The organism is Amycolatopsis sp. WAC 01376, from assembly GCF_003947415.1.
Taxonomy (GTDB): domain Bacteria; phylum Actinomycetota; class Actinomycetes; order Mycobacteriales; family Pseudonocardiaceae; genus Amycolatopsis.
Window position 1 is genome coordinate 844,777 of the sequence record NZ_QHKL01000001.1, and the last position, 24,751, is coordinate 869,527.

22 protein-coding genes are annotated in these 24,751 nt (G+C 68.4%); 5 read left to right on the forward strand and 17 right to left on the reverse strand.

What is annotated here, in order from left to right; translation table 11 throughout:
- Positions 1–563: 563 nt before the first annotated feature.
- Entirely contained in the window at positions 564–1,748 is a 1,185-nt protein-coding gene (locus tag DMH03_RS04000; RefSeq protein WP_125790625.1) for an amino acid deaminase/aldolase, read from the reverse strand.
- An 87-nt stretch (positions 1,749–1,835) separates the two neighbouring features.
- On the opposite strand from DMH03_RS04000, the gene DMH03_RS04005 reads away from it, so the two are divergent.
- Positions 1,836–3,140 carry a D-arabinono-1,4-lactone oxidase gene (locus DMH03_RS04005; protein WP_125790626.1) on the forward strand — a complete coding sequence of 435 codons (1,305 nt, stop codon included), beginning with the start codon at positions 1,836–1,838 and terminating at the stop codon, positions 3,138–3,140.
- Here DMH03_RS04005 and DMH03_RS04010 read toward each other — a convergent pair.
- The 5 genes from DMH03_RS04010 to DMH03_RS04030 form a co-directional block, all read right to left on the reverse strand.
- Positions 3,137–4,084, reverse strand: a complete 948-nt coding sequence (locus tag DMH03_RS04010) for a ribose-phosphate pyrophosphokinase (protein WP_125790627.1) — start codon at positions 4,082–4,084, stop codon at positions 3,137–3,139. The two genes, DMH03_RS04005 and DMH03_RS04010, sit on opposite strands and share 4 nt — an antisense overlap.
- 50 nt (positions 4,085–4,134) lie before the next feature.
- Positions 4,135–4,785 carry an SDR family oxidoreductase gene (locus DMH03_RS04015; protein WP_125790628.1) on the reverse strand — a complete coding sequence of 217 codons (651 nt, stop codon included), beginning with the start codon at positions 4,783–4,785 and terminating at the stop codon, positions 4,135–4,137.
- 19 nt (positions 4,786–4,804) lie between these two features.
- Entirely contained in the window at positions 4,805–5,455 is a 651-nt protein-coding gene (locus DMH03_RS04020; protein ID WP_125781667.1) for a hypothetical protein, read from the reverse strand.
- 349 nt (positions 5,456–5,804) lie between these two features.
- Positions 5,805–8,069: a serine/threonine-protein kinase gene (locus DMH03_RS04025; protein WP_125790629.1), complete on the reverse strand. Its 2,265-nt coding sequence runs from the start codon at positions 8,067–8,069 to the stop codon at positions 5,805–5,807.
- A complete protein-coding gene (locus DMH03_RS04030; protein WP_125790630.1) occupies positions 8,060–10,303 on the reverse strand; it encodes a protein kinase in 2,244 nt (747 codons plus the stop codon). Before DMH03_RS04030 ends, DMH03_RS04025 begins: the two co-directional genes overlap by 10 nt.
- A 118-nt stretch (positions 10,304–10,421) precedes the next feature.
- Between DMH03_RS04030 and DMH03_RS04035 the strand changes: the two genes are divergently transcribed.
- Positions 10,422–11,492, forward strand: a complete 1,071-nt coding sequence (locus DMH03_RS04035) for a CoA ester lyase (RefSeq protein ID WP_125790631.1) — start codon at positions 10,422–10,424, stop codon at positions 11,490–11,492.
- Positions 11,489–12,343: a CoA ester lyase gene (locus tag DMH03_RS04040; protein WP_125790632.1), complete on the forward strand. Its 855-nt coding sequence runs from the start codon at positions 11,489–11,491 to the stop codon at positions 12,341–12,343. Before DMH03_RS04035 ends, DMH03_RS04040 begins: the two co-directional genes overlap by 4 nt.
- A 74-nt stretch (positions 12,344–12,417) precedes the next feature.
- Here DMH03_RS04040 and DMH03_RS04045 read toward each other — a convergent pair whose 3' ends face one another.
- From DMH03_RS04045 to DMH03_RS04080, 8 genes are read right to left on the reverse strand one after another with little or no spacing between them, the layout of a single operon-like run.
- Positions 12,418–13,797 (reverse strand): amidase, encoded by a 1,380-nt coding sequence (locus tag DMH03_RS04045; RefSeq protein ID WP_125790633.1) that lies wholly within the window; start codon positions 13,795–13,797, stop codon positions 12,418–12,420.
- Positions 13,798–13,809: 12 nt separating this feature from the next.
- The gene (locus DMH03_RS04050; RefSeq protein WP_125790634.1) at positions 13,810–14,568 is read right to left on the reverse strand and encodes an SDR family NAD(P)-dependent oxidoreductase; all 759 of its coding nucleotides are present in this window, start codon (positions 14,566–14,568) and stop codon (positions 13,810–13,812) included.
- A complete protein-coding gene (locus DMH03_RS04055; RefSeq protein WP_125790635.1) occupies positions 14,565–15,986 on the reverse strand; it encodes an aldehyde dehydrogenase family protein in 1,422 nt (473 codons plus the stop codon). Before DMH03_RS04055 ends, DMH03_RS04050 begins: the two co-directional genes overlap by 4 nt.
- The gene (locus DMH03_RS04060; RefSeq protein ID WP_199748667.1) at positions 15,979–16,749 is read right to left on the reverse strand and encodes an ABC transporter ATP-binding protein; all 771 of its coding nucleotides are present in this window, start codon (positions 16,747–16,749) and stop codon (positions 15,979–15,981) included. The genes DMH03_RS04055 and DMH03_RS04060 overlap by 8 nt, the downstream gene beginning before the upstream one ends.
- Complete coding sequence (locus DMH03_RS04065) at positions 16,746–17,492, reverse strand: ABC transporter ATP-binding protein (RefSeq protein WP_125790636.1); 747 nt, start codon at positions 17,490–17,492, stop codon at positions 16,746–16,748. The genes DMH03_RS04060 and DMH03_RS04065 overlap by 4 nt, the downstream gene beginning before the upstream one ends.
- Positions 17,489–18,301, reverse strand: a complete 813-nt coding sequence (locus DMH03_RS04070; RefSeq protein ID WP_199748668.1) for an ABC transporter permease — start codon at positions 18,299–18,301, stop codon at positions 17,489–17,491. The genes DMH03_RS04065 and DMH03_RS04070 overlap by 4 nt, the downstream gene beginning before the upstream one ends.
- Positions 18,301–19,245 (reverse strand): ABC transporter permease, encoded by a 945-nt coding sequence (locus tag DMH03_RS04075; protein ID WP_125790637.1) that lies wholly within the window; start codon positions 19,243–19,245, stop codon positions 18,301–18,303. Before DMH03_RS04075 ends, DMH03_RS04070 begins: the two co-directional genes overlap by 1 nt.
- A complete protein-coding gene (locus DMH03_RS04080; protein WP_125790638.1) occupies positions 19,242–20,732 on the reverse strand; it encodes an ABC transporter substrate-binding protein in 1,491 nt (496 codons plus the stop codon). Before DMH03_RS04080 ends, DMH03_RS04075 begins: the two co-directional genes overlap by 4 nt.
- A gap of 60 nt (positions 20,733–20,792) precedes the next feature.
- Here DMH03_RS04080 and DMH03_RS04085 point away from each other — a divergent pair, with 60 nt between their 5' ends.
- Positions 20,793–21,536, forward strand: coding sequence for a FadR/GntR family transcriptional regulator (locus DMH03_RS04085; protein WP_125790639.1), 744 nt, complete (start codon positions 20,793–20,795; stop codon positions 21,534–21,536).
- Between the two features lie 20 nt (positions 21,537–21,556).
- Complete coding sequence (locus DMH03_RS04090; protein ID WP_255431228.1) at positions 21,557–22,612, forward strand: patatin-like phospholipase family protein; 1,056 nt, start codon at positions 21,557–21,559, stop codon at positions 22,610–22,612.
- Between the two features lie 73 nt (positions 22,613–22,685).
- Here the strand turns inward: DMH03_RS04090 and DMH03_RS04095 are convergent, their stop codons facing one another.
- The 3 genes from DMH03_RS04095 to DMH03_RS04105 form a co-directional block, all read right to left on the reverse strand.
- On the reverse strand, positions 22,686–23,288 hold the full coding sequence (locus tag DMH03_RS04095; protein WP_125790640.1) for a class F sortase: 603 nt from the start codon (positions 23,286–23,288) through the stop codon (positions 22,686–22,688).
- A 3-nt stretch (positions 23,289–23,291) separates the two neighbouring features.
- Positions 23,292–23,960 (reverse strand): hypothetical protein, encoded by a 669-nt coding sequence (locus DMH03_RS04100; RefSeq protein WP_125790641.1) that lies wholly within the window; start codon positions 23,958–23,960, stop codon positions 23,292–23,294.
- A 440-nt stretch (positions 23,961–24,400) separates the two neighbouring features.
- The gene (locus tag DMH03_RS04105; protein WP_125790642.1) at positions 24,401–24,733 is read right to left on the reverse strand and encodes a hypothetical protein; all 333 of its coding nucleotides are present in this window, start codon (positions 24,731–24,733) and stop codon (positions 24,401–24,403) included.
- Positions 24,734–24,751: the final 18 nt, after the last annotated feature.

The window sequence follows — 24,751 nt, forward strand, 5'->3', positions numbered from 1 at the left end:
GGTAAGTACATGAAGGCCCCCTTCCTTGCGCCTAGGTACAGGAAGGGGGCCTTCATGTACTTGCGATGGTGTGAAGGTCGAGTTCCCTCGGCTGAGCCGAGGGAAGGGGTCCTTCACGCGCCATCGCGATCCGAAACCTCTCGGTTCCGTCACCTGGCGCTGAAGGACGCTTTCCCCGCGTCCTATGCGACGAAAGCGTCCTTCACCCCACGTCCGTCCACTATGGACTCGCGGCCCCACTGCCCGGACGTCACGAAGGTGCCCTTTGAGACGCTCAACGTCCCAAAGGGCACCTTCGCGTCACCGGCGGATCCCCCTTGCTCCATTCGTGTCCACCGACGCCCGGATCCCATGCCCCACTAGTCACACGACCCCCAACAACCACGTCGCCACCCATGCTGACCTGGCCTTACCGACTTGTCCACATAAGTTGTCCACACCCACCCACAGTTGTGGACAACCTCGCCCCTCACCCCGCGGAACCGCCCTCCCCGACACCCCCTCCCGATACGCTGGTGCGGGGCGCGCCCCCCAGGGATGGGTGGGGGGTGGGGTCGCGCGGATCAGCCGAAGTTTTGGGATTCGCCTCGGTAGGTGGGGACGGTTCGGTCGACGCGGTCGCCGACGACGACGTGGTAGTGCGTGAAGCGTTCGGCGAGTTCGCCTGCTTTCGCGTGGCGCAGCCAGACGCGGTCGCCGAGCCGCAGGTGCCGGGCGGCTTCGCCGGAGACGGGGGTTTGGACTTCGCCGGCGCCTTCGAATCCGAGCAGCGAGAGTCCTTCAGGCAGGTAAGGCGTCGGGAGTCGCGAAGACTCCGCAGGGCCTGAAGCGATGTAGCCGCCGGAGAAGAGCGTCGCGACCTTGGGTGCCGGGCGGCGGACGACGGGGAGTGCGAACATCGCGGCCGGGCGCGGCGAGAAGTGCGCGTAGCCGTCGAAGAGCGTCGGCCCGATCAGCCCAGAGCCCGCCGCGATTTCGGTGACGGCCGCCTCGGCACCGGTCGATTCCACGCTGCCGCTGCCGCCGCCGTTGACGAACTCCAGATCCGCCAAGGCACGGACAGCTCGGACCGCGGCCGCGCGGCGTTTCGCGATTTCCACAATGGACTTCCGCTGCATCCAGCCGATGAGCGAGTTCTTGACACCGCTGCCCGCCGCGTCGCCGAGCCCGGCGATCTGGCCTTCGTACGCCATCATCCCGACGAGCCGGAAACCCTTGCGGGACAAGATGGTCCGCGCCAGATCCGCGGCCTGCCGCGGACTGAACACCGGCGAGCGCCGGGTGCCGACGTGCACTCCTGGCAGCGGCCGCCACGAAGCGTCGAGCTCCAGGCAGACGCGGATTTCGGGATGCCTCTGCCCCAGCGCGGCATCGACCAGATCCAGATGCTCCGGCGAATCGACCATGATCGAAATCGCCGCCCGCGCCCGGTCGTTCGCCGCCAGCCGCCGCAGCGCGCCGTGATCGGCGGTCGGGTACGCGACGACGATGTCGTCGGACGTCCCCTGCTCGACATGCCAGACGGCTTCGGCGAGCGAGTAGCACATGAGGCCCTCGAACCCGGGCCGCGCGAGGACCCGTTCGAGCAGATAGCGGCAGCGCACGGACTTGCTGACCACGCGGATCGGTTTGCCGTTCGCCCGCCGCAGCAGGTCGGCTCCGTTCGCGTCGAACGCATCCAAGTCGACAACCGCGAACGGAGGATCCAGGTCCTTCGTCGCCAAGTCGTACACCGTCGCACTGGTCACCCGAACTAAGGTACGACAGAAGGGCTTGAAACGCGAATACTATTCACTTACTGTTTCGGCACTCACAGACGAGAGTTAGGTGGGCGCATGACACGGTGGAGCAACTGGGCCGGCACCGCGACGGCGTCGCCGCTGCGCGTGCACCGGCCGCGCGACACGGCCGCGATCGCCGAGGCGATCGGCCGGTCCGCCGCGGACGGACGGCGCCTGCGCCCGCTGGGCAGCGGTCACTCCTTCACGGCGATCGCCGCGGCGGATTCGGACGCGATGGACCTGACCGGCTGGACCGGCGTCGCGTCGGTGGACGTCGCGAAAGGCCTGGTCACGGTCCGTTCGGGCACCACGCTCAAGCAGCTCAACGCCGAACTCGACGCCCTGGGCCTGGCGATGACCAACCTCGGCGACATCGACGCGCAGACCGTCGCGGGCGCGATCTCCACCGGCACCCACGCCGCCGCGGCCCGGCTCGGCGGCATCGCCACCCAGATCGCCGCGCTCGAACTCGTGCTCGCCGACGGCACCGTGGTCACCTGTTCGGCGGACGAGCGCCCCGATCTCTTCGCCGCCGCGAGGGTCGGCCTCGGCGCGCTCGGCGTCATCAGCACGGTCACGCTGCAGTGTGAACCGTCCTTCCTGCTCTCCGCCCAGGAGCGGCCGGAACCACTCGAACAGGTCCTCGAAGGCTTCGACCAGTTCGCCGACGAGAACGACCATTTCGAGTTCTACTGGTTCCCGTACGGCAAGAACGCCCTGGTCAAGCGCAACAACCGGCTTCCGGCGGGCAGCGAACGCCGTCCATTGACCAAGGTGAAGGAGTTCATCGACTACGAGGTGACGGAGAACGTGGCGTTCGGCGGGCTGTGCCGACTCGGCCGCGCGGTGCCGAAACTCGTCCAGCCGTTGGGCCGGTTCGCCTCGAACATCCTCTCCGCCCGCGAGTACAGCGACACATCGCATCGCGTCTTCGTGACCCATCGCGGTGTGCGGTTCGTCGAGTCGGAGTTCGCGATCCCCCGCGAAGCACTGCACGACGTCTTCGCCGAGCTTCGTGCTTTCGTCCCGAAGCTGGAGAATCCGGTCGCGTTCCCGGTCGAGGTGCGCGTCGCCGCCGCGGACGACATCTGGCTTTCGACGGCGAACGGCCGCGACTCCGCCTACATCGCGATCCACCAGTTCGTCGGCATGCCCTACCGCGAGTACTTCGCCGGATTCGCGTCGATCGCCGGCGAGGTCGGCGGCCGCCCGCACTGGGGCAAGATGCACGACCTCGACGCCGCGACGCTGCGCTCGCGGTACCCGCGGTTCGACGACTTCCTGCGGATCCGCAAGGAGGTGGACCCGGCCGGGGTCTTCACGAACACCTACCTCGACCGGGTCCTCGGCACCGCTTAGGCGGTTTCGAACAACGCGCTGACCGACTCGCCGTTGTGGATCCTCCGCATCGCCTCCGCCAGCGCGGGCGCGATCGAAAGGACCTGCAGCTTCGGGCTCTGCTCCTCCGGCGGGATCGGCACCGTGTTCGTGCAGACGACCTCCAGCACGTCGGGCTGGCTGCCGATCCGTTCGAGCGCGCCGCTGGAGAAGAGGCCGTGCGTGCAGGCGACGCGGATCGAGCGCGGCTTCAGTTCCCGGAGCTTGCCGAGCAGCTCGATCACCGTGCTGCCCTTGGCGATCTCGTCGTCGAGGACGATCACGTCGCGGCCGGTGACCTCGCCGATCACCGAGCTGATCTCGACCCTGTCGTCGGCGAAGCGCTGCTTCGCGCCAGCGGCGACCTGAGCACCGAGCAGCCGGGCGAAATGCGCGGCCTCCTTGGCGTTGCCGAGATCCGGCGAGACCACGGTGGTCGCGGAGAGGTCGTACTGGCGGAAGTGCTTGGCCAGCTCCTGCAACGCGTGCAGGTGATCGACCGGGACGCTGAAGAAGCCGTGCACCTGCGGCGAATGCAGGGTCATCGCGAGGACGCGATCGGCGCCGGCGGTCGCCATCAGGTCGGCGACGAGACGGCCGCCGATCGAGATCCGCGGCGCGTCCTTCTTGTCCGATCGGGCGTACGAATAGTGCGGCATGACGACGGTGATCCGTTTCGCCGACGCGCCCCGCGCGGCGTCCAGCATCAGCAGCAGTTCGACGAGGTGTTCCTGCACCGGCCGCACCAGCGGCTGGATCAGGAAGACGTCGCGCTCACGGCAGTTCGCTTCGAGCTGCACTTCGAGGCAGTCGTTGGCGAACCGCTGCACCTTCACCGGATGCAGCGGGATACCGAGATGAGCGCAGATCTCTTCGGCGAGCTCGGGATGTGCGCTGCCACTGAAGACCGCGATGTCCTCGCGCAAGGACTTACTCCGTTCAGTCAAAAGACGGATTACGTCCACACACTATGGTTTCACAAAGCGGAAAAGGCCTGAGAGATAGCAGTATCACCCGAGATCGCCTCGAGGACGCGTCCTGCCGTCGCCGGATTGTCGAGCAGCGCGACGAGGATCGCGGCGACGTCCTGCCGGGGAATGGGTCCGCGTCCGGTGGATTCGGCGATCAGGACCTTGCCGGTTCCCTCGTCGTTGGTGAGCTGCCCCGGTCGAAGGATCGTCCAGTCGAGATCTCGGGCGCGCAGATCGTCTTCGGCCGCTTTCTTGGCCTTGAGATAGATCCGGAAATCGTCCGGTACGTCCGCGGTCTCCCATTTGTCGGCGCCCATGGAGCCGACCTGGATGTGCCGCCGCACGCCCGCGCGCTCGGAGGACGTCGCGAAGAGTTCCGCGGCGGCTCTGTCCACAGTGTCCTTGCGAGCGGTGCCGCTGCCGGGGCCCGCCCCGGCGGAGAAGATGGCGGCGTCGGCGCCGTCGAGCGCCTTGGCGACGGCGTCCACATCGGACTTTTCCAGGTCGAGGACGACGGCTTCGGCGCCGACCGCTTCCAGGTCGGCGACGTGGCCGGGATTGCGTACGATCCCCACCGCTTGATCACCGCGCTCGGCCAGGAGTTTCTCCAGCTTCAGCGCGATCTGTCCGTGTCCACCCGCAATGACGACTCGCATACGCCCGACGGTAGCGCGTTCAGTCCACTTCGGCAGGGAGCTCGGTGCCGCGCAGCAGCTGGTCGTAGACGATCTCGTTGACCAGGCGTGAGACCGGGTCCTCGTCCAGGATCATGCGCTCGTTGTGCCCCTCGAGGTCGAGGTCGGTCACCGCGTTGGGGTCGGCGGAGACGATGCCGAGCCCGTAGGCGCGGGCACGCGGCAGGCAGTTGCCGACGTAGTCTTCCGTCAGTACGGCTGGCGATGGGAGAACCATCGCGGCCTCGCCGTACCGTGCGAACGGGACCGCGGAGGCCATCGCGGTGCGCCAGTGCCGGGCGACCGCGAGGACGCCGATGATCTCGGCGGCCGGCGCGGGTGCGGTCGCGGCCAGCTCTGGCCAAGTCCAGGTGTCGACGGTGGCGCGATCGACGACGGGACCCATGCCCATCGCGATGCGCTCCGCGTGCACGTCGGTGCGGAGCCGGGCGACCACGCAGATCTTGCGGCCGAGCACGGTGGTCTCCGGCAAGACGATGCCGTTCCAGCCGAGCAGGGCCGCCGCCTTGCGTGAAAGCTCCTCGACGCTCGCGGGCAGTTCGATCGGCGGCACCACCCGGCTCGGCAGTGACCGGCTGCGCTTCGCGCCACCGGCGACCGTCGAGCTCTCCATGTTCGGTGTAGCCGCCACGTTCCGCCTCCTTCGAACCTGGTTTCCCAAGGGCTCTTCATCCCGTGCCACCTCGGTGGAAGCGGCACATGAACTGTCTAACAGGGCAGGAAGGCGGCGGCGCCGGACAACGGGAGTGGCTGCGATCGGCGGCGCCTTGTCATCGGTGACCGGTCGGTAGGCGGTCATCGGACTTCAGTCCGACCGTGCCGCCAACCGAGTGAGGGCGAGGTAAGTGGTGTTACCCGGCGTCTCCGAACGGTCACCGGTATGCGATGACCGCTACCGAACACCGGCGCGGCAAGCGAAGCAGTCGGTTAGGCCATTCAGCCCAATGAATACTCATTCCACTGTGGACTTCGCAGGTCGATCAGGAGATCGTCGCGGTACGGAGGAGTTCTTCGAGGCCCGGCGTCCGCCACTCGTCCATCACCACGATTTGCCTGTCCGCAAGGAACCAGATCCGCTGGGTCACTTGCGCCTCGCCGCTTCCACCGGTCTGTCCACGAGGAACACACTGGATCGTCCACTCCTCGTGGGTGGCCGTCGCCCCGCCCACCGGTGCGGTGGTGGAAACCGTCCGCACGGCGTCACCCTCTTGGCGGAGGTCCTTGCGCCCGGCGGCGTTGCAGGCCCGGCCGCCCGCGCTGCGCCGGTAGAAACCGCCCGGCCGGTACGGCGGCTGTTCGGCGGACTCCTGGGTGTTGTCCGTGAAGAGGACGTATTGGCAGTTGAAGTACTTCTTGGGATCCGGGCAGCCCGGGGCGACGATCACCTTCTCCAGTCCCTGCGAGACGGCGGTCCAGCCGTCGGGCAGGTGCAGGGTCAGCGCGCCGACCGGGACGTCGGTGAGTCCTTGCGCGGGCGGCGCGGACGAGGTCGCCTTCAGGGGTTTTCCGCCGGTCACGCCCGCGACGAGGTCCGGGTTCAGGAGATCGGCCAGTTTGTCGTAGGGCAGCGTGTAGTCCTGGACACCGCAGGCGGTGGCGAAGCCGAGGGTGTTGAGGTCGACGGTGACCTCGACGGCCGCGGGGGTGAACGCGAGCCACACCTTCCGCTCGTCGGTGAGGTCGGTCGTCTTGAGGGGCTGGTACGGAAAGGTGCTGGTGGCCGGACCGCACTGTTCCTTGTCGGGCCAGAGCAATGCGGCGAGGGTCCGCAGTCCGTCGTCGGTGAACTTCCCGGGGGCGAACAGTTCGGCGGGAGTGAGCGCCTTGCCCTCTTTCAGGTCGATCGTCACCGCGTTCCGGCCGTTTCCCCAGGTCGAGTGCGGTTTGTTCTCCAGGTCGTGCGTGTAGCGCACCGAGAGGTACCGCTCGTTCTGCGAGCGCACCTCGGCCTTGGTGAGGAGCTTGTACGGGCCGCGTTCCGGCTCCAGCTTGGCGGCGCCCGGGCCGGTTTTGCGGTTCCACTCGTCGATCGGCGCGGTCAGTGCGTCGTTGACGCGCTTCAGCCAGGCTTGATCGGGCGACCCGGTCACCTCGGGGTGGTCCCCGCTGTACGGGAGATTCGTGCCGGGCACGGTTCCGCTTCGGGTCTTCATGGCGACCTTGAGCGCGACGGCCGGTTGAGTGGTCGGCGACGGGGGCGGGGTGCTCGGGTCGGCGAAGACGACCACCGAGCCGACCACGGCGGCCGCCGCCGCGGCGACCCCGACGGCGATCTTCAGTCCGGCCGCGATCCCGCCGGTCGACGCGGCGACCGCGCCCGTTCCGGCTGCGGCGACCCCGGGCGCGGCCGCGGTGCCGGCGCCGAGCAGGACCAACGGCGTCGCCGCGGCGAGCACGCCTGTCGCCTTCGCCAGCCGTGACCAGCCTTTGCGTTCCCATTCGTCGCCGTAGCCGGCACGGGCGACGCGTTCCAGTTCGCTGACGAACATGAGCGCGTCGACCGGCCGTTTCGTCGGGTCCTTCGCCATCCCCAGCGCGACGAGCTCGTGCACCGGCTCGGGAGCTTCACCGAACGGGATGGGCGCGTGTTCGTGCAGCGTGCGGAGTACTTCGGTCTGTTCGGCCTCATACGGCCGGTGCCCGGCGACGCACTGGAAGAACACGCAGGTCGCGGCGTAGACGTCGGTCGCGGGCGTGGCCTGGCCGCCTGCCCACTGCTCGGGCGCCATGTACGCGGGTGTGCCGACGGACGGACCGCGTTCACCCGCCAGGACGGCGGTGCCGAAGTCGACCAGCTTGCTCTCGCCGGTGTCGGCGACGAGGACGTTGGCCGGTTTGTAGTCCCGGTGGACGACGTTCGCGGAGTGCGCAGCGGCCAGCCCGAGCAGCGAGCCTTTCAGTACCGCGAGGGCTGCTTCGGGTTCGAGAGCGCCTTCGGCCTGGAGCACCGCGCGCAGCGAGACCCCGTTGATCGCCTCCATCACGATCGCCGCGCCCTGCGGCGTCTCGAAGAATTCGTGGAGACGGACGACGTGCGGGCTCGACACCCGGTGCAGCGCCAGCGCTTCCTGCCGGAACGCGGCCAGATGCGCCGGGTCCGCGGCGAAGCGGGAGAAGAGGTACTTGATCGCGACGACGTGGCCGGTGTTGTCCTGGCGCGCGAGCACCACGCGGCCGAAGGTGCCCGTGCCCAGCTGTTCCAGCTCGGTGAAGCCGGGCAGTCTCCACGCGTCGGTCAGTTCCATCGGGCCTCTTCCAGAATCTTGTCGAGACCTGGAGTGTTCCACTCGTCGACGATCACGAGCTGCGTTTTCGGCAGGAACCAGACCCGCTGGGTGACGGTGCCGCCGCCGGTGCACGTGAGCAGCCACTCCTCGTACGCGGCCTTCTTCGTCCCGACCGGGCGAAGCTCCTTCTTCTGCAGGACGGGCGAGCCCTGCGTCTCGCTGGGTGCCCCGAGGGAATGACACGGCCGCGGGCCATAGGACCGGTTGTACGGCTTGCCCGGTTCATACGCCGGAACGGCCGCCTCGACCCGCGAGTTGTCGCTGAACAGGACGCCCGCGCAGTGGAACGGCTGCATGCCGCTGTTCGAGCACTGGTCGGCGGTCACCAGGTAGCGCTCGATGGGAGCGCTGGAGAGCAGCCACCATTTCTCCGGCGTGGTGATGGTGAAGGCGCCGACGTTGTCCTCTTTGGTCCGCTTGCCCTGCGTGCCGCCGCCGGTGAGGCCGAGCAGGTCCAGCACCGCGGGGCTCACGAGGTCGAGCAGGCGGGGGTAGCCGACGGTGACCTCGGTCGGATCGCAGACGCGCGGGTAGCCGAGCGCGGTGCCGTAGACGTAGAAGCGCATGCCGTCGGCGGTCGGCGCCGCCTGCACGATGGAGTCGTAGTCGAAGGTGTAGCGCTCCGACATCGACGTCGCCGGGAGGTGCTCGGTCGAGTTCCGCGTGCCGGTGAGGCAGTCGCCCGGCTTCGCGGACTCGAGGAGCCGGTCTTCGAGCATCCGCATCCGCGCGGCGGTGCCGTCGACGTTGTCGAAGAGATGCGCGGTGGAGATCTGCTCGCCCTTCGTCAGGTCGATGACGATCGGGCGGACGCTGAACCCGCCGTGGTTGCCGAACTGGACGGAGTCGATCGAGCGTTTGTAGACGACCGAGAGCAGCTTGTCGTCCTGGCGCAGCACTTCGGCTTCGGTCTTCATATGCGGGATGTCGCCGTCGGGCTCCAGTTGCGCCTGGTAGCTGTCGGGCCAGAAGTTCTCTAGCCAGCCGTCGATCGGCGCCATCAGCGCCTTGTTGACCCGCTCCTCGGCGGCCTTGTCCTTCAACCCGCTGATCCGGACGTACTTGCCGTTGTAGTCGAAGCCGTCGAACTTCTCGGTGCGGGTGAGGAGGTCGACCTGCATCGCGGCGACGGTGGTCGTCTGGCGAGGCGCATCGTCACTGTTGGCGTTGACCACCACGACCGTGCCGACGGCGGCCGCCGCGGCGACGGCGACCGCGGCGGTCACCTTGAGCCCGAGCGCGATCCCGCCGCCGGTGGTCGCCGCGACCCCGCCCGCCGCGCCGCCCGCGATGACCGGCGCGGCGGCGGTCCCGGCGCCGAGCAGGGCCAGCGGCGACAGGGCGACCAGGACACCGGCGCCCTTGGCGAGCCAGTGCCAGCCGTTGCGCTCCCAGTCTTCGCCGTACGCCTTCCTGGCGGACGACTCCAGTTCGGTGACGAACTCGGCCGCGCCGGACGGCCGCTGGGCGACGTCCTTCGCCATGCCGCGCGCGATGAGGTCGCGAACCGGTTCGGGCACCTCACCGAACGGGATCGGGGCGTACTCGTGCAGCGTGCGCAGCACTTCGGTCTGTTCGGCCTGATAGGGCCGGTGCCCGGCGACGCACTGGAAGAACACGCAGGTCGCGGCGTAGACGTCGGTCGCGGGGGTGGCGATGCCGCCGGACCACTGCTCGGGCGCCATGTACGCGGGCGTGCCCGCGGCGACACCGGTCTGCCCGGCGAGCACGGCGATGCCGAAGTCGACGAGTTTGCTCTGCCCATCTGGGGTGACCAGGACATTCGCCGGTTTGTAGTCGCGGTGAACGGTGCCGGCGGCGTGCGCGCCGGCGAGGCCGAGCAGCGAACCCTTGAGGATGGCCAGCGCGGCTTCGGGTTCGAGCTTCTCCTGGCGGCCGAGGATCTCTTTCAGGGAGATTCCGTGAACGGCTTCCATGATGATGGCGGCCCCTTGCGGGGTCTCCACGAACTGGTGCAGACGGGCGATGTGGGGCCCCGAAACACGGCTCAGGATCTGTGCCTCATGGCGGAACTCGGCCAGCCGCTGAGGGTCGGCCGCGAACCGCGCGTACAGGTATTTGATGGCCACGACCTGGGCGGATTCATCATGACGGGCCAGCACGACCCGGCCGAATCCGCCTTCGCCCAGCGACCCCAGCTCGGTGAAACCCGGCAAGGCCCAGTCGTCCACAGATTCCTCCGCGATTCCCGATCGTGTTCCCTTGGAGGTGAGCTGCGCCGCAGCGGTTCCCTGCCTTCCGGGTTTAGGGTTACCCGTCGGTCACTTAGCCCGTTGCGATGGAGGAACGATGCGTTCGCCGAAGGATTTCTTCGCCCCGCTCGCCGTGGGGGCGCCGGAACCGCTCCGCCAGATCCCCGTGCCTCCTTCGCGGATGATCCACTTCTTCGACCCCAGCAACGAGAAGATGGCCGCCAAGGTCCCGGATCTTGCCAAGAAGGTCGACGTCCTGCTCGGCAACCTCGAGGACGCCGTACGCGCCGACCGCAAGGAGGCCGCGCGGAACGGGCTCGTCTCCATCGCGAAGTCGACCGACTTCGGCAAGACGCAGCTGTGGACCCGCGTCAACAGCCTCGACTCGCCGTGGGTGCTCGACGACCTGATCACGCTGGTCACCGAGATCGGCGACAAACTCGACGTGATCATGGTGCCGAAGGTCGAAGGCGCGCAGGACATCCACTACGTCGACCGGCTGCTCGCGCAGCTCGAAGCGCGGGCCGGGCTCACGAAACCGCTGCTGGTGCACGCGATCCTGGAGACCGCCAGCGGCGTCGCGAACGTCGAAGAGATCGCCGGCGCGAGCCCCCGGATGCAGGGCATCTCACTCGGCCCGGCCGACCTCGCCGCGAGCCGCCGGATGAAGACCACCCGGGTGGGTGGTGGACACCCCGGTTACCTGGTGCGAACGGACCCGACCGGCGAAGACCTGAACGAGGGACGCACGACGTACCAGCAGGATCTTTGGCACTACACCGTCGCGCGGATGGTCGACGCCTGCGCGGCGAACGGGATCCTGCCGTACTACGGGCCGTTCGGCGACATCCGCGACGTCGTGGCCTGTGAAGACCAGTTCCGCAACGCGTTCCTGCTCGGCTGCGTGGGCGCCTGGAGCCTGCACCCGGTGCAGATCGACATAGCGAAGAAGGTGTTCTCACCCTCGCCCGAGGACGTCGCCTGGGCACGGCGCGTGATCGCCGCGATGGGTGACGGCACCGGTGCGGTGATGATCGACGGGAAGATGCAGGACGACGCCTCGGTGAAGCAGTGCCGGGTGGTCGCCGAACTCGCGGACGCCCTCGCCGCCGACGATCCTGAACTCGCCGCCGCCTACGACGCGGCCACCAAGGAGGCTTCCGAATGAATCCCCGGCGTTCCGTCCTCTACATGCCCGGCGCGAACGAAAGAGCGCTCGAGAAGGCCAAGACGCTGGACGCGGACGGGCTCATCCTCGACCTCGAAGACGCCGTCGCACCCGACGCGAAAGAAGCCGCACGTGAACGCGTTTGCGCCGCCGCTTCGTCGAAGGAGTACGGCACGCGCGAGGTGACCATCCGCGTCAACGGCCTCGACACCGAATGGCACGACGCCGACCTCCGCGCCGCCGCGCAGGCGGGCCCGGACGCGATCGTGGTGCCGAAGGTGAACTCCGCCGCCGAAGTGCACAACATCGAGCGCGCGCTGGAACTCGGCGGCGCACCCGACCACACGAAGATCTGGGCGATGGTCGAAACCCCGGTCGCGATGCTGCACGCCGAGGAGATCGCCGCGGCGTCCGACCGGCTGACCGTGCTGGTCATGGGCACGAACGACCTGGCGAAGGAACTGCACGCCGAGTTCGTCCCCGGCCGCGCGCCGCTGCTCGGCGGGCTTTCGCTCGCGCTGCTGGCCGCGCGGGCGACCGGCAAGGCGATCCTCGACGGCGTCTACAACGACGTGAAGGACCTCGAAGGCTTCGAGGCGGAATGCCTGCAAGGGCGGCAGTTCGGCTTCGACGGCAAGACGCTGATCCACCCGGCGCAACTGGAGCCGTGCAACCGGATCTTCGCGCCGTCCGAAGAGGAGATCACGCGGTCACGCAAGATCATCGCGGCGTTCGAGGAGGCCAAGGCGGCCGGTCAGGGCGTCGTGACCGTGGACGGGCGGATGATCGAGAACCTGCACGTGGACAACGCGCGGCGGATCCTGGCGCTGGCCGAGGCGATCAGCAAGTGACGCAATTAGTCCTCTAGTTGCGGTGCTTGCGCGTGCAACTACCGCAACTAGAGGACGAATTGCGGGACGAGGGGTCAGGGCCAGGGGCGCGGAGTGGGGCGAAGGGTTTCGTAGGCGGCAGCGGCGCGGAGGACGTCGAGGTCGGCGAAGCGGCGGCCGCTGATCTGGAGGCCGATGGGCTGGTCGTCGCTGGTGTAGCCGCAGTTGATCGAGACCGCGGGCTGGCCGGACATGTTGTACGGCACGGTGAACGCGATGTGCTCGAACGGGCGGCGCGGGTCGTTGGTCGGCGAGGGCCAGTCGGCGGGTGGGGCCGAGACCGGGCAGGTCGGGGACAGGACGACGTCGAAGCGTTCGGTCGCGCGCAGGGTCGCGACGGCGATGGCGTCGATCTGCGCGAAGCCGCGGTAGGCGTCGACGCCGCTGACGTCGGCGCCGCCGGCGGCCCAGTCGGCGATGTACGGCAGGACCTTCGCGCGGCGGTCTTCGGGCAGGGCCGACATGTCCGACCAGGCTCGGACGCGCCAGAAGGTGTCGAGTCCGTCGAGCATTTCGCGGCGCAGGAACGGCGAAACCGGCTCGACGACGGCGCCCGCGGCCTCGAAGACACGTGCGGCTTCGGTGACGGCGGCGATCGTCTCCGGCAGCACCGGGAGCCCGACACCAGGATCGAGATGCAGCCCGACCCGCAAACCCTTGACCTCGCAAGACAGCGACGCCCAGTCCACAGAGGACGCAGGCAGCGAGAGGTGATCTCGACCGTCCACACCGGACAGAACGCTCATCAGCAACGCGGTGTCGGCCACGGTCCGGGTCATCGGTCCGGCGACGCGGCCGAGGAACGGCGGATCCACCGGCACCCGGCCGAAGCTCGGCTTCAGCCCGACCAGGCCGCACCAGCCGGCGGGCAGCCGGATCGAGCCGCCGATGTCGGTGCCGACGTGCAGCGGGCCGTAGCCCGCGGCGGCCGCCGAACCGGCACCGGCGCTGGAGCCGCCGGGCGTGCGCGTGGTGTCCCACGGATTCCGCGACGCGGTGTGGAAACTCGACAGCCCGGACGTCAGCATCCCGTAGTCCGGCATGGTCGTCTTGCCCAGCAGGACGCCGCCGGACTCGCGCACACGAGCGCCCGCCGGGGCGTCTTCGGGCGCGGGTGCCAGCGCCGTGGCGGCCGTGCCGAGCGGGACCGGTGTGCCGCGGGTCGCGATGTTCTCCTTGAGCGTCAAGGGAACGCCGTCGATCGGGCCGAGCGGTTCCCCGGAGTGCCAGCGGCTTTCGGACGCTTTCGCGTCTTCACGCGCGCCGCTCGGGTCGTACGCGTAGAGCGCGTGCAGCTCGGGTTCGCGCGCCTCGACGCGGCCGAGGACCGCTTCGGTGACTTCGACCGGCGACAACGTCCCGGCACGGTACTGCGCGACCAGTTCGACGGCGGTCAGATCAGGCAACTCCGGCACGGACAGGCTCCTCTACGTCGCGGGCGGTTCGAAGCGACCGTCGACCGCGGTCCAGCCGCCGTCCACCGCCAGCACGGAGCCGGTCACGAACGACGACGCCTCCGAGGCCAGGTAGACGACGGCGCCAGCGAGTTCGCCGGGGCGCGCCCAACGACCGAGCGCGCCTTTGGTCGCGTACGCGTCGTACCAGGCCGGATTCGCTTTGATCTGGGCTGTCAGCGGAGTCTCGACGACGCCGGGCGCGATCGCGTTGACCCGCACCCCGGCCGGGCCGAACTCCGCCGCGGCCGTGCGGAACAGCTGCACCAGCCCGGCTTTCGTCGCCGCGTACGGCCCTTGCCCCGGCTCGACGGTGGTACCGCGGATCGACGAGAACCCGATGATGCTCCCCCGCCCGCGTTCGACCATCCCGGCGCCGAACGCGCGGACGACCTCGAAGGTCGCACCGAGGTTCAGCGCGATCACCCGGTCGAACTCCTCGCGCGAATACTCCAGCAGCCGTTTGCGCACGTTGGTCGCGGCGGTCAGCACGACGACGTCGATCTCGCCGAGTTCCGCCGCCGCCCGCGCGGCGGCACCGTCGGAGAGCAGGTCGATCTCGTACGCCTCGCCAACGCCGGTTTCCTTGGCGGCGGCGACATCGCGGTCGGCGACGATCACCTCGGCACCGTGCGCGGCCAGCGCCTTCGCGGATTCGCGGCCGATGCCGCTGCCGCCACCGAGGACGACGGCTCGCTTTCCGTCGAGCCGGAACAGGTTCTCGTAGCTCACGGGCGCAGCACCGCCATCCTCGTCACGGTCAGTTCTTCGACCGCGAACCGCGGCCCTTCCCGCCCGATGCCGGAGTCCTTCACACCGCCGTACGGCATGGTGTCGGACCGGAAACCGGGCACCTCGTTGACCACCACGCCGCCGACTTCGAGCTCGTCGAGCGCGCGGAACGCCGTCTTCAAGGACGTGCTGAACACCGAGGCGTGCAGGCCGTACCGGGACGCGTTGACCGCGTCGAACGCGTCGTCCACAGAGGACACGGTGCGGACGCAGACCACCGGGCCGAAGATCTCCTCGTCCCAGCATTCGAGGCCGTCGGGCACGTCGAGCAGCACGGCCGGACGCAGCACCGTGCCGTCCACACCGCCCCCGACCAGCCGCGCACCGGCAGAAGTCGCTTTGTCGACCCATTCTTGAACGCGCCTGGTCGACCCCGGGTCGATCAGCGCCGAGACCCGCGTCTTCTCGTCTCGGGGGTCACCGATGACGACCTCGCCGAGCCGCGCGAGCACCCGTTCGGTGAACTCCTGGGCGACGGCTTCGACGACCAGGACGCGTTGCACCGAAATGCACGCCTGCCCCGACGCGTAGAACCCGCCGCGCAGCACGGCGTCCACGGCCGCGTCGAGATCGGCGTCCTCGGCGACCACCAGAGCGGCGTTGGACCCCAGCTCCAGCAACGTCTTCGTGGGTGCGGCGTCACGGGCGATCCGGTGCCCGACCAGCGCGGATCCGGTGAACGACACGGCGCCGATCCGCCGGTCGGCGACCAGCGCCGAGCCGACGGCCGCGTCCCCGGTGACCAGCTGGACCATGGCGGGCAGCTCGGTCAGCGAGCGCACCAGATGCACGAGCCACAACGTCGCCAGCGGGGTCTGCGGCGCGGGTTTCACCACCACCGGGCAGCCCGCGGCGATGGCGGGCGCGATCTTGTGCGACGCCAGGAGCAGCGGATAGTTGAATCCGGCGATGCCGACCACGACACCGATCGGCTTGCGTTTCCAGAACCCGACCAGCCCGTCGCCGGACGGCAGCAGGTCGAGCGGCACGGTCTCGCCGTGCAGCCGCGAGACCTCCTCGGCGGCGGCCTGCCAGGTGACGATCGTGCGCGCGACCTCGACCCGGCAGTCGACCAGCGGCTTGCCGGTCTCCAGCACCAAAAGCTGTTCGAATTCGGAACGCCGGGCTTCCAGGGCGGCGGCGACGTCGTTCAGGAGAGAACGCCGGGTGCGCGACGGCAGGGCCGCGACCTGCTTGAACACCGCGACAGCCTCGTCGATCGCGCGCGTGGCCAGCTCCGGTGTCCCGACCGGCGCCCGGCCGATCTCGCTCCCGTCGTACGGGAACAAGACCGGCTCAGTGTCCACAGTGGACACCCAGCCGCCACCGATCGGCAGTCCCTCGGGATATTCAGCCATCGTCCCCTCCCCTCAACCGCGCCAGTTCGGCCCGCAGATTCGGCGCGGCCGCCAGCAGTTCCCTGGTGTACTCGTGTTCCGGCGCGTCGTAGACCTGGTCGACGTCGCCGATCTCGACGATCTCGCCGCGCCGCATCACCGCGACCCGTTCGCAGACGTGCCGCACCACGCCGAGGTCGTGCGAGACGAAGATCAGCGTCAGCGAGTACAGCTCGACCAGCGACGCGAGCAGGTCGAGGACCTGCTTCCGCACGGAGACGTCGAGCGCGCTCACCGGTTCGTCCGCGATGAGGACGCTCGGGTTCGGCGCGAGTGCCCGCGCGATCGAGATGCGTTGCCGTTGCCCGCCGGAGAACTGGTGCGGATAGCGGCCGGCGGCGTCTTCGGGCAGGCCGACCGCCTTGAGCAGCTCCGACACCCGCGCGGGGTCCCGGCGGCCCAACGGCTCGGAGATGATGTCGCGCACCCGCATCCGCGGATCGAGCGAACCCATCGGATCCTGGAAGACGATCTGCAGTTCCGACCGCAGGAAGCCGAGTTTGCGTTCGGGCAGGGTGTCGATTCGCTTCCCTTGGAACGAGACGCTGCCCGCCGTCGGCTTGTCGAGCGCGGCCAGCAATCTGACCAAAGTGGACTTTCCCGAACCCGACTCGCCGACGATGCCGAAGCGCTGACCAGCTTCGACGTCGAACGAGACGCCGCGCAGGGCATGCACATCGCGCCGTGTGTAGCGGCGTTCCAGATCTCTGACCGAAATCATCATCGGCTCGCCTCCAGGTCCGAAGCGGCCAGAAGTTTCTTCGTGTAGTCGTGCTGGGGCGCGGTCAGCACGTCGCGGGTGGTGCCGGCTTCGACGATCTCGCCGTCCAGCATCACGAGCACCCGCTCGCAGACCGACGCCACGACGGCGAGGTCGTGCGTGATGAACAGCAGCGCGCTCTCCCGCTCCCGGACGCCGTCGAGGATCAGTTCCAGGATCTGCGCCTGCACGGTGACGTCGAGCGCCGTCGTCGGCTCGTCGCAGATCAGCAGCTTCGGATCGTTGGCCAGCGCGATCGCGAGGACGACGCGTTGCCGCTGCCCGCCGGACAGTTGATGCGGATACGCGCGAGCGACACCGGGCAATCCCACGGAATCCAGCAAAGCCTCGGCCGCCGCCCGATGGTTCCCGCGGTCGCGGTGGATCCGCATCGGTTCGGCCACCTGCGTGCCGACCCGCATGGCCGGGTTCAGCGCGGTCATCGGTTCCTGGAACACCATCGACATCTCGTTGCCGCGCAGCCGCGACAGATCCTTCTCCGGCGCGCCCAGCAGTTCGCGGCCGTCGAGCTTCACCGATCCGGACGCGGCGAGCTCTTCGGGCAGTAGCCCCATGATCGACAGCGCTGTCAACGACTTCCCGGAACCCGACTCGCCGATCAGCCCGACCCGCTCACCGCGCGCGATGCCGAATGAGACACCGCGGACCAGGCCGCCGATGCCGAGGCCGTGGACTTCGAGCGTCATAGCCGCGCCGCCAATCGGGGGTCGAGACGATCGCGGAGGCCGTCACCGAGCAGGTTGAAGCCGAGGACGGCGATGGCGATCGCGACGCCGGGCACGAGCGCGAGCCGCGGGTGCAGGGTCAGGAACATCTGCGATTCCTGCAGCATCCGGCCCCACGACGGCGTCGGCGGCCGGGTGCCGAACCCGAGGAACGACAGCGCCGCTTCCGCGAGCACGGCGATCGCGAACGACACCGACGCCTGCACGATCAGCAGCCCGGAGATGTTCGGCAGCACGTGCCGCGCCGCGATGTTCAGCCGAGAACGCCCGGCCGACCGCGCGGCCAGCACGAACTCGCTGCTCATCACCTGCAGCGTCCCCGACCGCGCGATCCGCGCGAACGACGGGATGGTCGCGATGCCGATCGCCACCATCGCGGTCAGCGTGTTCGCCCCGAACACCGCGCCGAACATGATCGCCAGCAGCAGCGCGGGGAACGCGAGCACGAGATCGTTGACCCGCATGACGAACTCGCCGAGCCAGCGCGACGACATCCCGGCGAGGATGCCCAGCGGCGTCCCGATCAGCGCGGCGATCCCGACCGCGACCACGCCGACGTAGAGCGTCGTCCGCGCGCCGACCATGAGCTGGCTGAGCACGTCGCGGCCGAAGCTGTCCGTGCCCAGCGGATTCGAGCCGCTGAAGTCGTGCAGCCGGTTGGCCGCGTCGACCTTCACCGGGTCGAACGGCGTCCACACGAACGAAAGCAGTGCGGCGAGCACGATCAGCGCGACGAGCACGCCGCCGATCACGAGAGTGCGGTTACGCATCAGGAACCCCGCAATCTCGGGTCGAGCACCGTGTAGAGGACGTCGACCACGAAGTTCACCAGCAGCACACCCACCACCAGGACCAGCACGATCCCCTGCACGGACAGCAGATCCCGCGACGCCACCGAGTCGAGCAGCATGCTGCCGAGACCGGGCAGGACGAAGACGCGCTCGACGACGACGGCGCCGATCAGCAGGGTCGCCAGTTGCAGGCCGAGCACCGTCACCACCGGCACGGCCGCGTTGCGCAGACCGTGCCGGAACAGCGCCGGGAACGGCCGGAGTCCCTTGGACCTCGCCGTGCGCAGGTAGTCCTGCCCGAGCGTGTCGAGTACGGCGGATCGGACATATCGCGTGAGCACGGCGCCCTGAACGAGTCCCAGCGACAGGGCGGGAAGGACGAGACCGCGGAGGAATTCGCCGGGATCCTGCGCCGGCGGCGTCCACCCGCCGGACGGCAGCCAGCGCAACTGCACCGCGAAGATCTGCACCAGGATGATGCCGGCGAGGAACGCGGGGATCGCGACGCCGAGCTGCGAGAGGCCGGAAACCGCGGTGCCGTCGGCCTTCCGATGCCGCACCGCGGCGAAGGTCCCGGCTGGGACGGCGATCAGCAGCGCCACCAGCATCCCGGCCCCGACCAGCCACAACGTCACGCCGAGCCGGTCGGCCAGCGCGGGCCCGATCTCCTCGCGCGTGACGTACGAGCGGCCGAAGTCGCCTTGCAGGACACCGCCGATCCAGTCGAAGTACTGCGTCACCAACGGCCGGTCGATACCGAATTCGGCGCGGGTCTTCGCGACCAGTTCGGGCGTCGCGTTGACGCCGAGCGCGACCTGCGCCGGATCACCCGGCAGCACGGCCATGAACAGGAACACCACGATGGACGCGACCAGCACGCTGGCCACCAGGATCCCCAGGCGGCGGAGCACCTTGACCGTCATCGCGGCGCCAATCCCGTGAGATCGAAGGACTCGCTGACCTGGTTGCGGACGAACCCGGTCACCTTGTTCTTCGCCACGATCACGTTGGGGAACAGGAAGAGCCAGTCCGCGGCGGCGTCTTCGGACAGCCGCCGCGCGACCTGCCGCATCGCGTCGGCCTGCTCCTGGGGCGTTCCGGCATCGGCCTTCGCCAGGTTCTGCTGGACAGGCTTGCTGTCGTAACCCCAGTAGTACTTCGGCCTGCCGAAGGTGACGATGTCGCGTGCCTCGACGTGCTGGATGATCGACAGGTCGTAGTCGCGGTCGGTGAACACCTGCTTGAGCCACACCGCCGGGAAGTCCAGCGGCTCGATCGTCACCGTGACCCCGACGTCCGCCAGCTGCGACGCCACCACCTGCGCGGACGAGACGGCGTACGGCAGGTTGGGAATCCTCAACCTCAGTGCCGGATTCGGCTGCCCTGCTTCCGCGAGCAGAGCTTTCGCCTTCGCGGGATCGAACGGGTACACCCTCGACAGGTCCTCGTACCAGGGATCCGTCGGCGGGACCATGCTGCCGATGAGCGTGCCGCGGCCGCCCCAAGCCGTGTCCAGCAAGGCCTTCCGGTCGATCGCGTACGACAGGGCCCGTCGGACCCGGACGTCGTTCAATGGCGGGCGCGAGTTGTTGAACGCGAGCGTGACCTCGCTGTTCGTCGTGCCTTCGACGACGGTGAACCGGTCGTCGCTCTGGAACTGCGGGATCGAATCCGGCACGGTGATCGCGGAGATGACGTCGATCCCGTTGCTGAGCAAGGCGTTGTTGAGCGCCGTCGGATCCTTGATGTACTTGAGGACCACCGTGGAGTACGCCGGTTTCCTGCCCCAGTACGCGGGATTCTCCTTGAGCACGATGGAATCGCCGCGCCGGCGCGAGGACACCGTGTACGGCCCGGTGCCGACCGGTTTGTTCGCCAGATCCGCGACGCCGGTGGGACTGAACATCGCGCCGAGCCTGCTGGTGAGGCTGAACAGCCAGCCGTTGCTGGGTTTCGTGAGCACGACCCGCGCGTGGTCCGGCGCGACGACGTCGACCCGATCGACGACGTCCATTGTGGACTTGATCGACACGGTCCAGTCGGTCTTCACGCGCATCAGCGAGAACTTGACGTCCTCGGCGGTGAACGGGGCACCGTTGCTGAACTTCGCGTTCTTCCGGAGCTTGAAGTCGTAGGTCTTGCGGTCTTCCGAGACCGTCCACGATTCGGCCAGCAGCGGCACGATCTTCGCGTCCGCGTCGAGTTTCACCAGGCCCTCGTAGACGTTGTAGAGCAAGGCCTGCGGGATGGCGGCGCCGTCGGTGCGGGTGAAGTCGAAGTTCGCGGGTTCGGCGGTGTACCCGACGGCGAGCGTCCCGGGATCCTTGGCGACCGTGGCACTCGAACCGGCCGAGCAGCCGGACGCCACCAGCAGCAACGCTGCCACTGCCGCGTGAATCCGGGCTTTCATCCTGCCCCCTAGCCGGTAGACTGGTCTGACCAGTAAACCAGACGAGACGGCAGGGTCAAGATGGAATTCGAGCCGGTCGCCCCTGTCCGCGCGTATCAGCGTGTCGTCGAACAGATCGAGGAAGCCGTGTTCAGCGGCCGGATCAAACCCGGCGACCGGCTGCCGAGCGAACGCGAACTGATGGTGCAGTTCGACGTCGGCCGCTCGACCGTACGGGAAGCGCTGCGTGTGCTGCAGGCGGCGGAAATGATCCGATCGAGGCCCGGCGATCCGCGCGGCCCCGAAGTACTGGCCGCCTCGCCCGCCGCGTTGCACCGGTCGATGCACCGGCTCGCGCGCGCCGACCACATCGGCCTGTCCGAGCTGTTGCAGTTCCGCATGGTCCTCGACGGTTCCGCACATCTGCTCGCCGCGCAGCTCAGGACCGAAGACCATCTCGCCGAACTCGACACGGCGCTCGAGGCGATGCGCGCCGGCATCACGGAGGGTTTCGCCGAGTTCTCCCACGCGGACGTCGCGTTCCACGAGGCCATCGCCCGCGCGACGGGGAATCCGCTGCTGGTGATCAGTGGCGAAGTCGTCCGCGGCGTCGTGCTGGAGCTCATCGAAGACAAGCTGGAGCACGCCGACGACCGGACGGCGTTGATGCGCAACTGGCTGGCGCATCACGAAGAAGTACTGGGAGCGATCAGGGATTCCGACGGCGAGCGCGCGTCAAGGCTGGCGAAGCAGGCGCTGTACGACAACTACGCCGAGTACGTCCCCGAAGAGCAACGTCGCCTCTTGCGGCCGCTGCTCGCTTGACCGCCTCTACACTCGCTCAGGTGGGGGATGTCAAAGAGCCTTCAACAGCCCGCCAGGGTGTCGGTCTCGCGCTGTCCGGCGGCGGCTATCGCGCGATGTTGTTCCACACCGGCGCCCTGTGGCGGCTCAACGAACTCGGCTGGCTGTCGAAGATCTCGACGTTCTCGAGCGTCTCGGGCGGCTCGATCGCCGCGGGCGTGCTCGCGTACGCGTGGTCGGACCTGAAGTTCGAGAACGGTGCCGCGAACAACTTCTACGACGAGGTCGTCGCGCCGGTCCGAAACCTCGCGCGCACCCGGCTCGACATCCCGGTCACCTTGCTGGCCATGGCGATTCCCTGGCGGAGCGCCGGTGAGGAACTCGCGCGGGTGTACGCGAAACACCTGTTCGGCGACTGCTGTCTCAAGGACATCGACCCCGACGGTCCGCAGTTCGTCTTCACCGCGACGAACCTCCAGGACGGCGCGCAGTGGTGGTTCTTCCGGCAGGACGGGCCGCACGGGAACATCCCGCTCGCGACCGCGGTGGCCGCTTCTTCGGCGTTCCCGCCGATGCTTTCGCCCGTCGTGATCCAAGACCCGCATTCGGACGACCGGAAACGCAAGATCGTGCTGAGCGACGCCGGCGTCTACGACAACCTCGGCCTGGACCCGGTCGAAGGGCACGCGACGGTGCTGGTCAGCGACGCGGGCAAGCGGATGAAGGTCAGGCGGAAGGTCCCCCGCGACTGGGGACGGCAACTGCTGCGCGTCCTCGACGTGATCGACAACCAGGTGCGCGAACTGCGACGCGGCGCGCTGCTCAAGTCCTATGTGGAGAAGGATTTCGACGGCGCCTACTGGGGGTCCTACGTCGACCTCGAGAACTTCGAGCTCAAGGATTCGTTGAGGGCGCCTGTGGATCTCACGCACGAGCTGGCGGAGACGCCGACGCGCCTTACGAAACTGCCGGAAGTGCTGCAGGAGCGGTTGATCAACTGGGGTTATGCGGCCTGTGACGCGGGGATGCGGAAGTGGGTCGACACCGAAGCGGCCGCTCCGGCCGGGTTCCCGTTCCCGTCCGCCGGGGTGGGGTGAGCACGTCCTTCCGATGCAATGAAAGGCCCCTTCATTGCAAAATTTGCGATGAAGGGGCCTTTCATTGCAGTCGTCAGGCGACGAGATTCGCGTAGACGATCACGTTGTCCTTGTAGCTGTGCTCTTCCTGGTCGAAGACACCGCCACAGGTGATCAGCCGCAGCTGCGGCTTGTCCGTGTTGCCGTAGACCGCTTCCTCGGGGAACTGGTCCTTGGGGACCTGGTCCTTCTTCTCGACCACGAACTTCAGGCTCTTGCCGTCGCTGCGGTCGACGAGGATCTCGTCACCCGGGTTGACGTCCTTGAGCTTGTAGAAGATGCCCGGCTGCTTGTTGCCGTCGACGTGGCCGAGCAGGATCGCCGGGCCGACGTCACCGGGCACCGGCGAAAGCTGGTACCAGGCAGCCTGCATCGGCTTCTTCGCCGAAGGGACGGCCATCTTGCCGTCCTTGTTGACCGCGACGGCGATCAGGTTCGACTCCGCGCCGATCTTGGGGATCTTCACGTTCGTCGGCCTGGTGCCGCTGAACGGCTTCGTGACCGGGACGGTCGATTCCGCCGGGGCCTGCTGTGCCGCGGGCGCCGGGTCGTCGGAACCGCAACCGGTCAGTGCGAGGGAAAGGATCAGGGTGGCCGCGACCGCGCGGCCACCCTGCCTGAGGAACTTCGTCGACATCGATCAGGCCGCGGTGGCGCCGAAACCGGTCTCGATGCCGCCCTTGGGGGCGTACTTGACCTGCTTCTCCGGCTTGCCCGGAGTGGCCGCGCCGCCGCCGATGGGCGCCTCGAACTCGATGTCGCCCTTGCCCGGCTTGCCGTCACAGGTCCAGGTGAAGGTGCTGGAGTTGCCCTTGAAGGACTTCTTGACCTTCACGATGTAGACCCAGTAGCGGCCGTCGTCCTCGGCCTGGTTGCTGTACAGCGTGTCGAAGTCCGGCGCCGAAACGTTCGACGGCTCGCCCGACTCGCAGGCGATGACCAGCGCGCCGACACCGTTGTCGCCGATGTAGCCCGCGCCGACGTTGTCGACGTAAGGCTCCTCCGGCGGCGTGGTCGGCGTCTCGGAGGTGGAAGTCGGCGACGGCTTGCCGGAAGTCGGCTTGCCACTGCTGGTCGAGGTCGGCGCCTGCGAGGACGACGAGGCCGGGGCGCTCGAGTCCGGCGGGGCCGTCGTCACCTTGCCGCCCGAGTAGGACGGCGCGGCCGGAGTCGAGGACGGAGCCTCGCTCGTCGGCGCGGGAGGCGTGGTCGTCGTTTCGGTCTGCGCCAGCGCGACCGGCGTCACGGCCAGCGAGATGACGGCGCCGGCCAGCACCGCGCCCGCGAGGCGGCCCAACGTCTTCTTCAAAGTGATCTCCCAGTGGAAAACATCGCAACGCACGGTGACCCCCACCCTGCGACCACCCGAGAGGAATCCCACGATCGGGTGACAGCGTGATACTGCCGGAAAAGTGCAGGTGAGCCGTAGCGGACAGGCGGTGACAAGAGCCACTGGGAAAACCGGTAACGCGGGAATGACCCTGCTCGATACAAGGGCCCGAAAGCCGATCGGCAAAGGGAAACCTCGCCGCGACGAAGGAATGTTAACACCCGTAGGGCCGGATCGGTTGCCTTGCGGAAGTATTTTTTCGCCGTCCGCCCCACGGCGCGAAAATGCCGGTTCTTCTGGGAAAACCCACCTCGTACAGTGACCTTGCCACCGACGTGTTCACGCGTTCGGGGTATCCGCCCGTGAATAACTGTCCACTCTGGAATGAATGCCGGTGCCCGGCAACCCGAAGGTCACGATCAGAACACCAGGAACAAGGCCACGGCTAGAGAGACCGCGCCGAGGAGGCCCGCGAAGAACAGCCAGAGCTTCGGCGACGTCCGGTTCCGCACCGCCCGGCCGCCGCCCACCACCGCGATCAGGAGCCCGAGACCGAACCCGATCGCGGGCAGGAAGGTGGCGAAGGTCCGGTTTTCCGCGTCACACGCCCAGATTCCGTCGTTCGGGCAGGGCGAAGCCGCGAATTCGGCCAGCAACCCCGCCGCGACGATCGCGAGGAAGCCGAGCACCAGGAGCCAGAACAGGCCCCACAGCAATTGACCGAGCCGCCTTGGCGGTTTCGTCTCCTCCACGCGCTTCAGGTTAAGGCG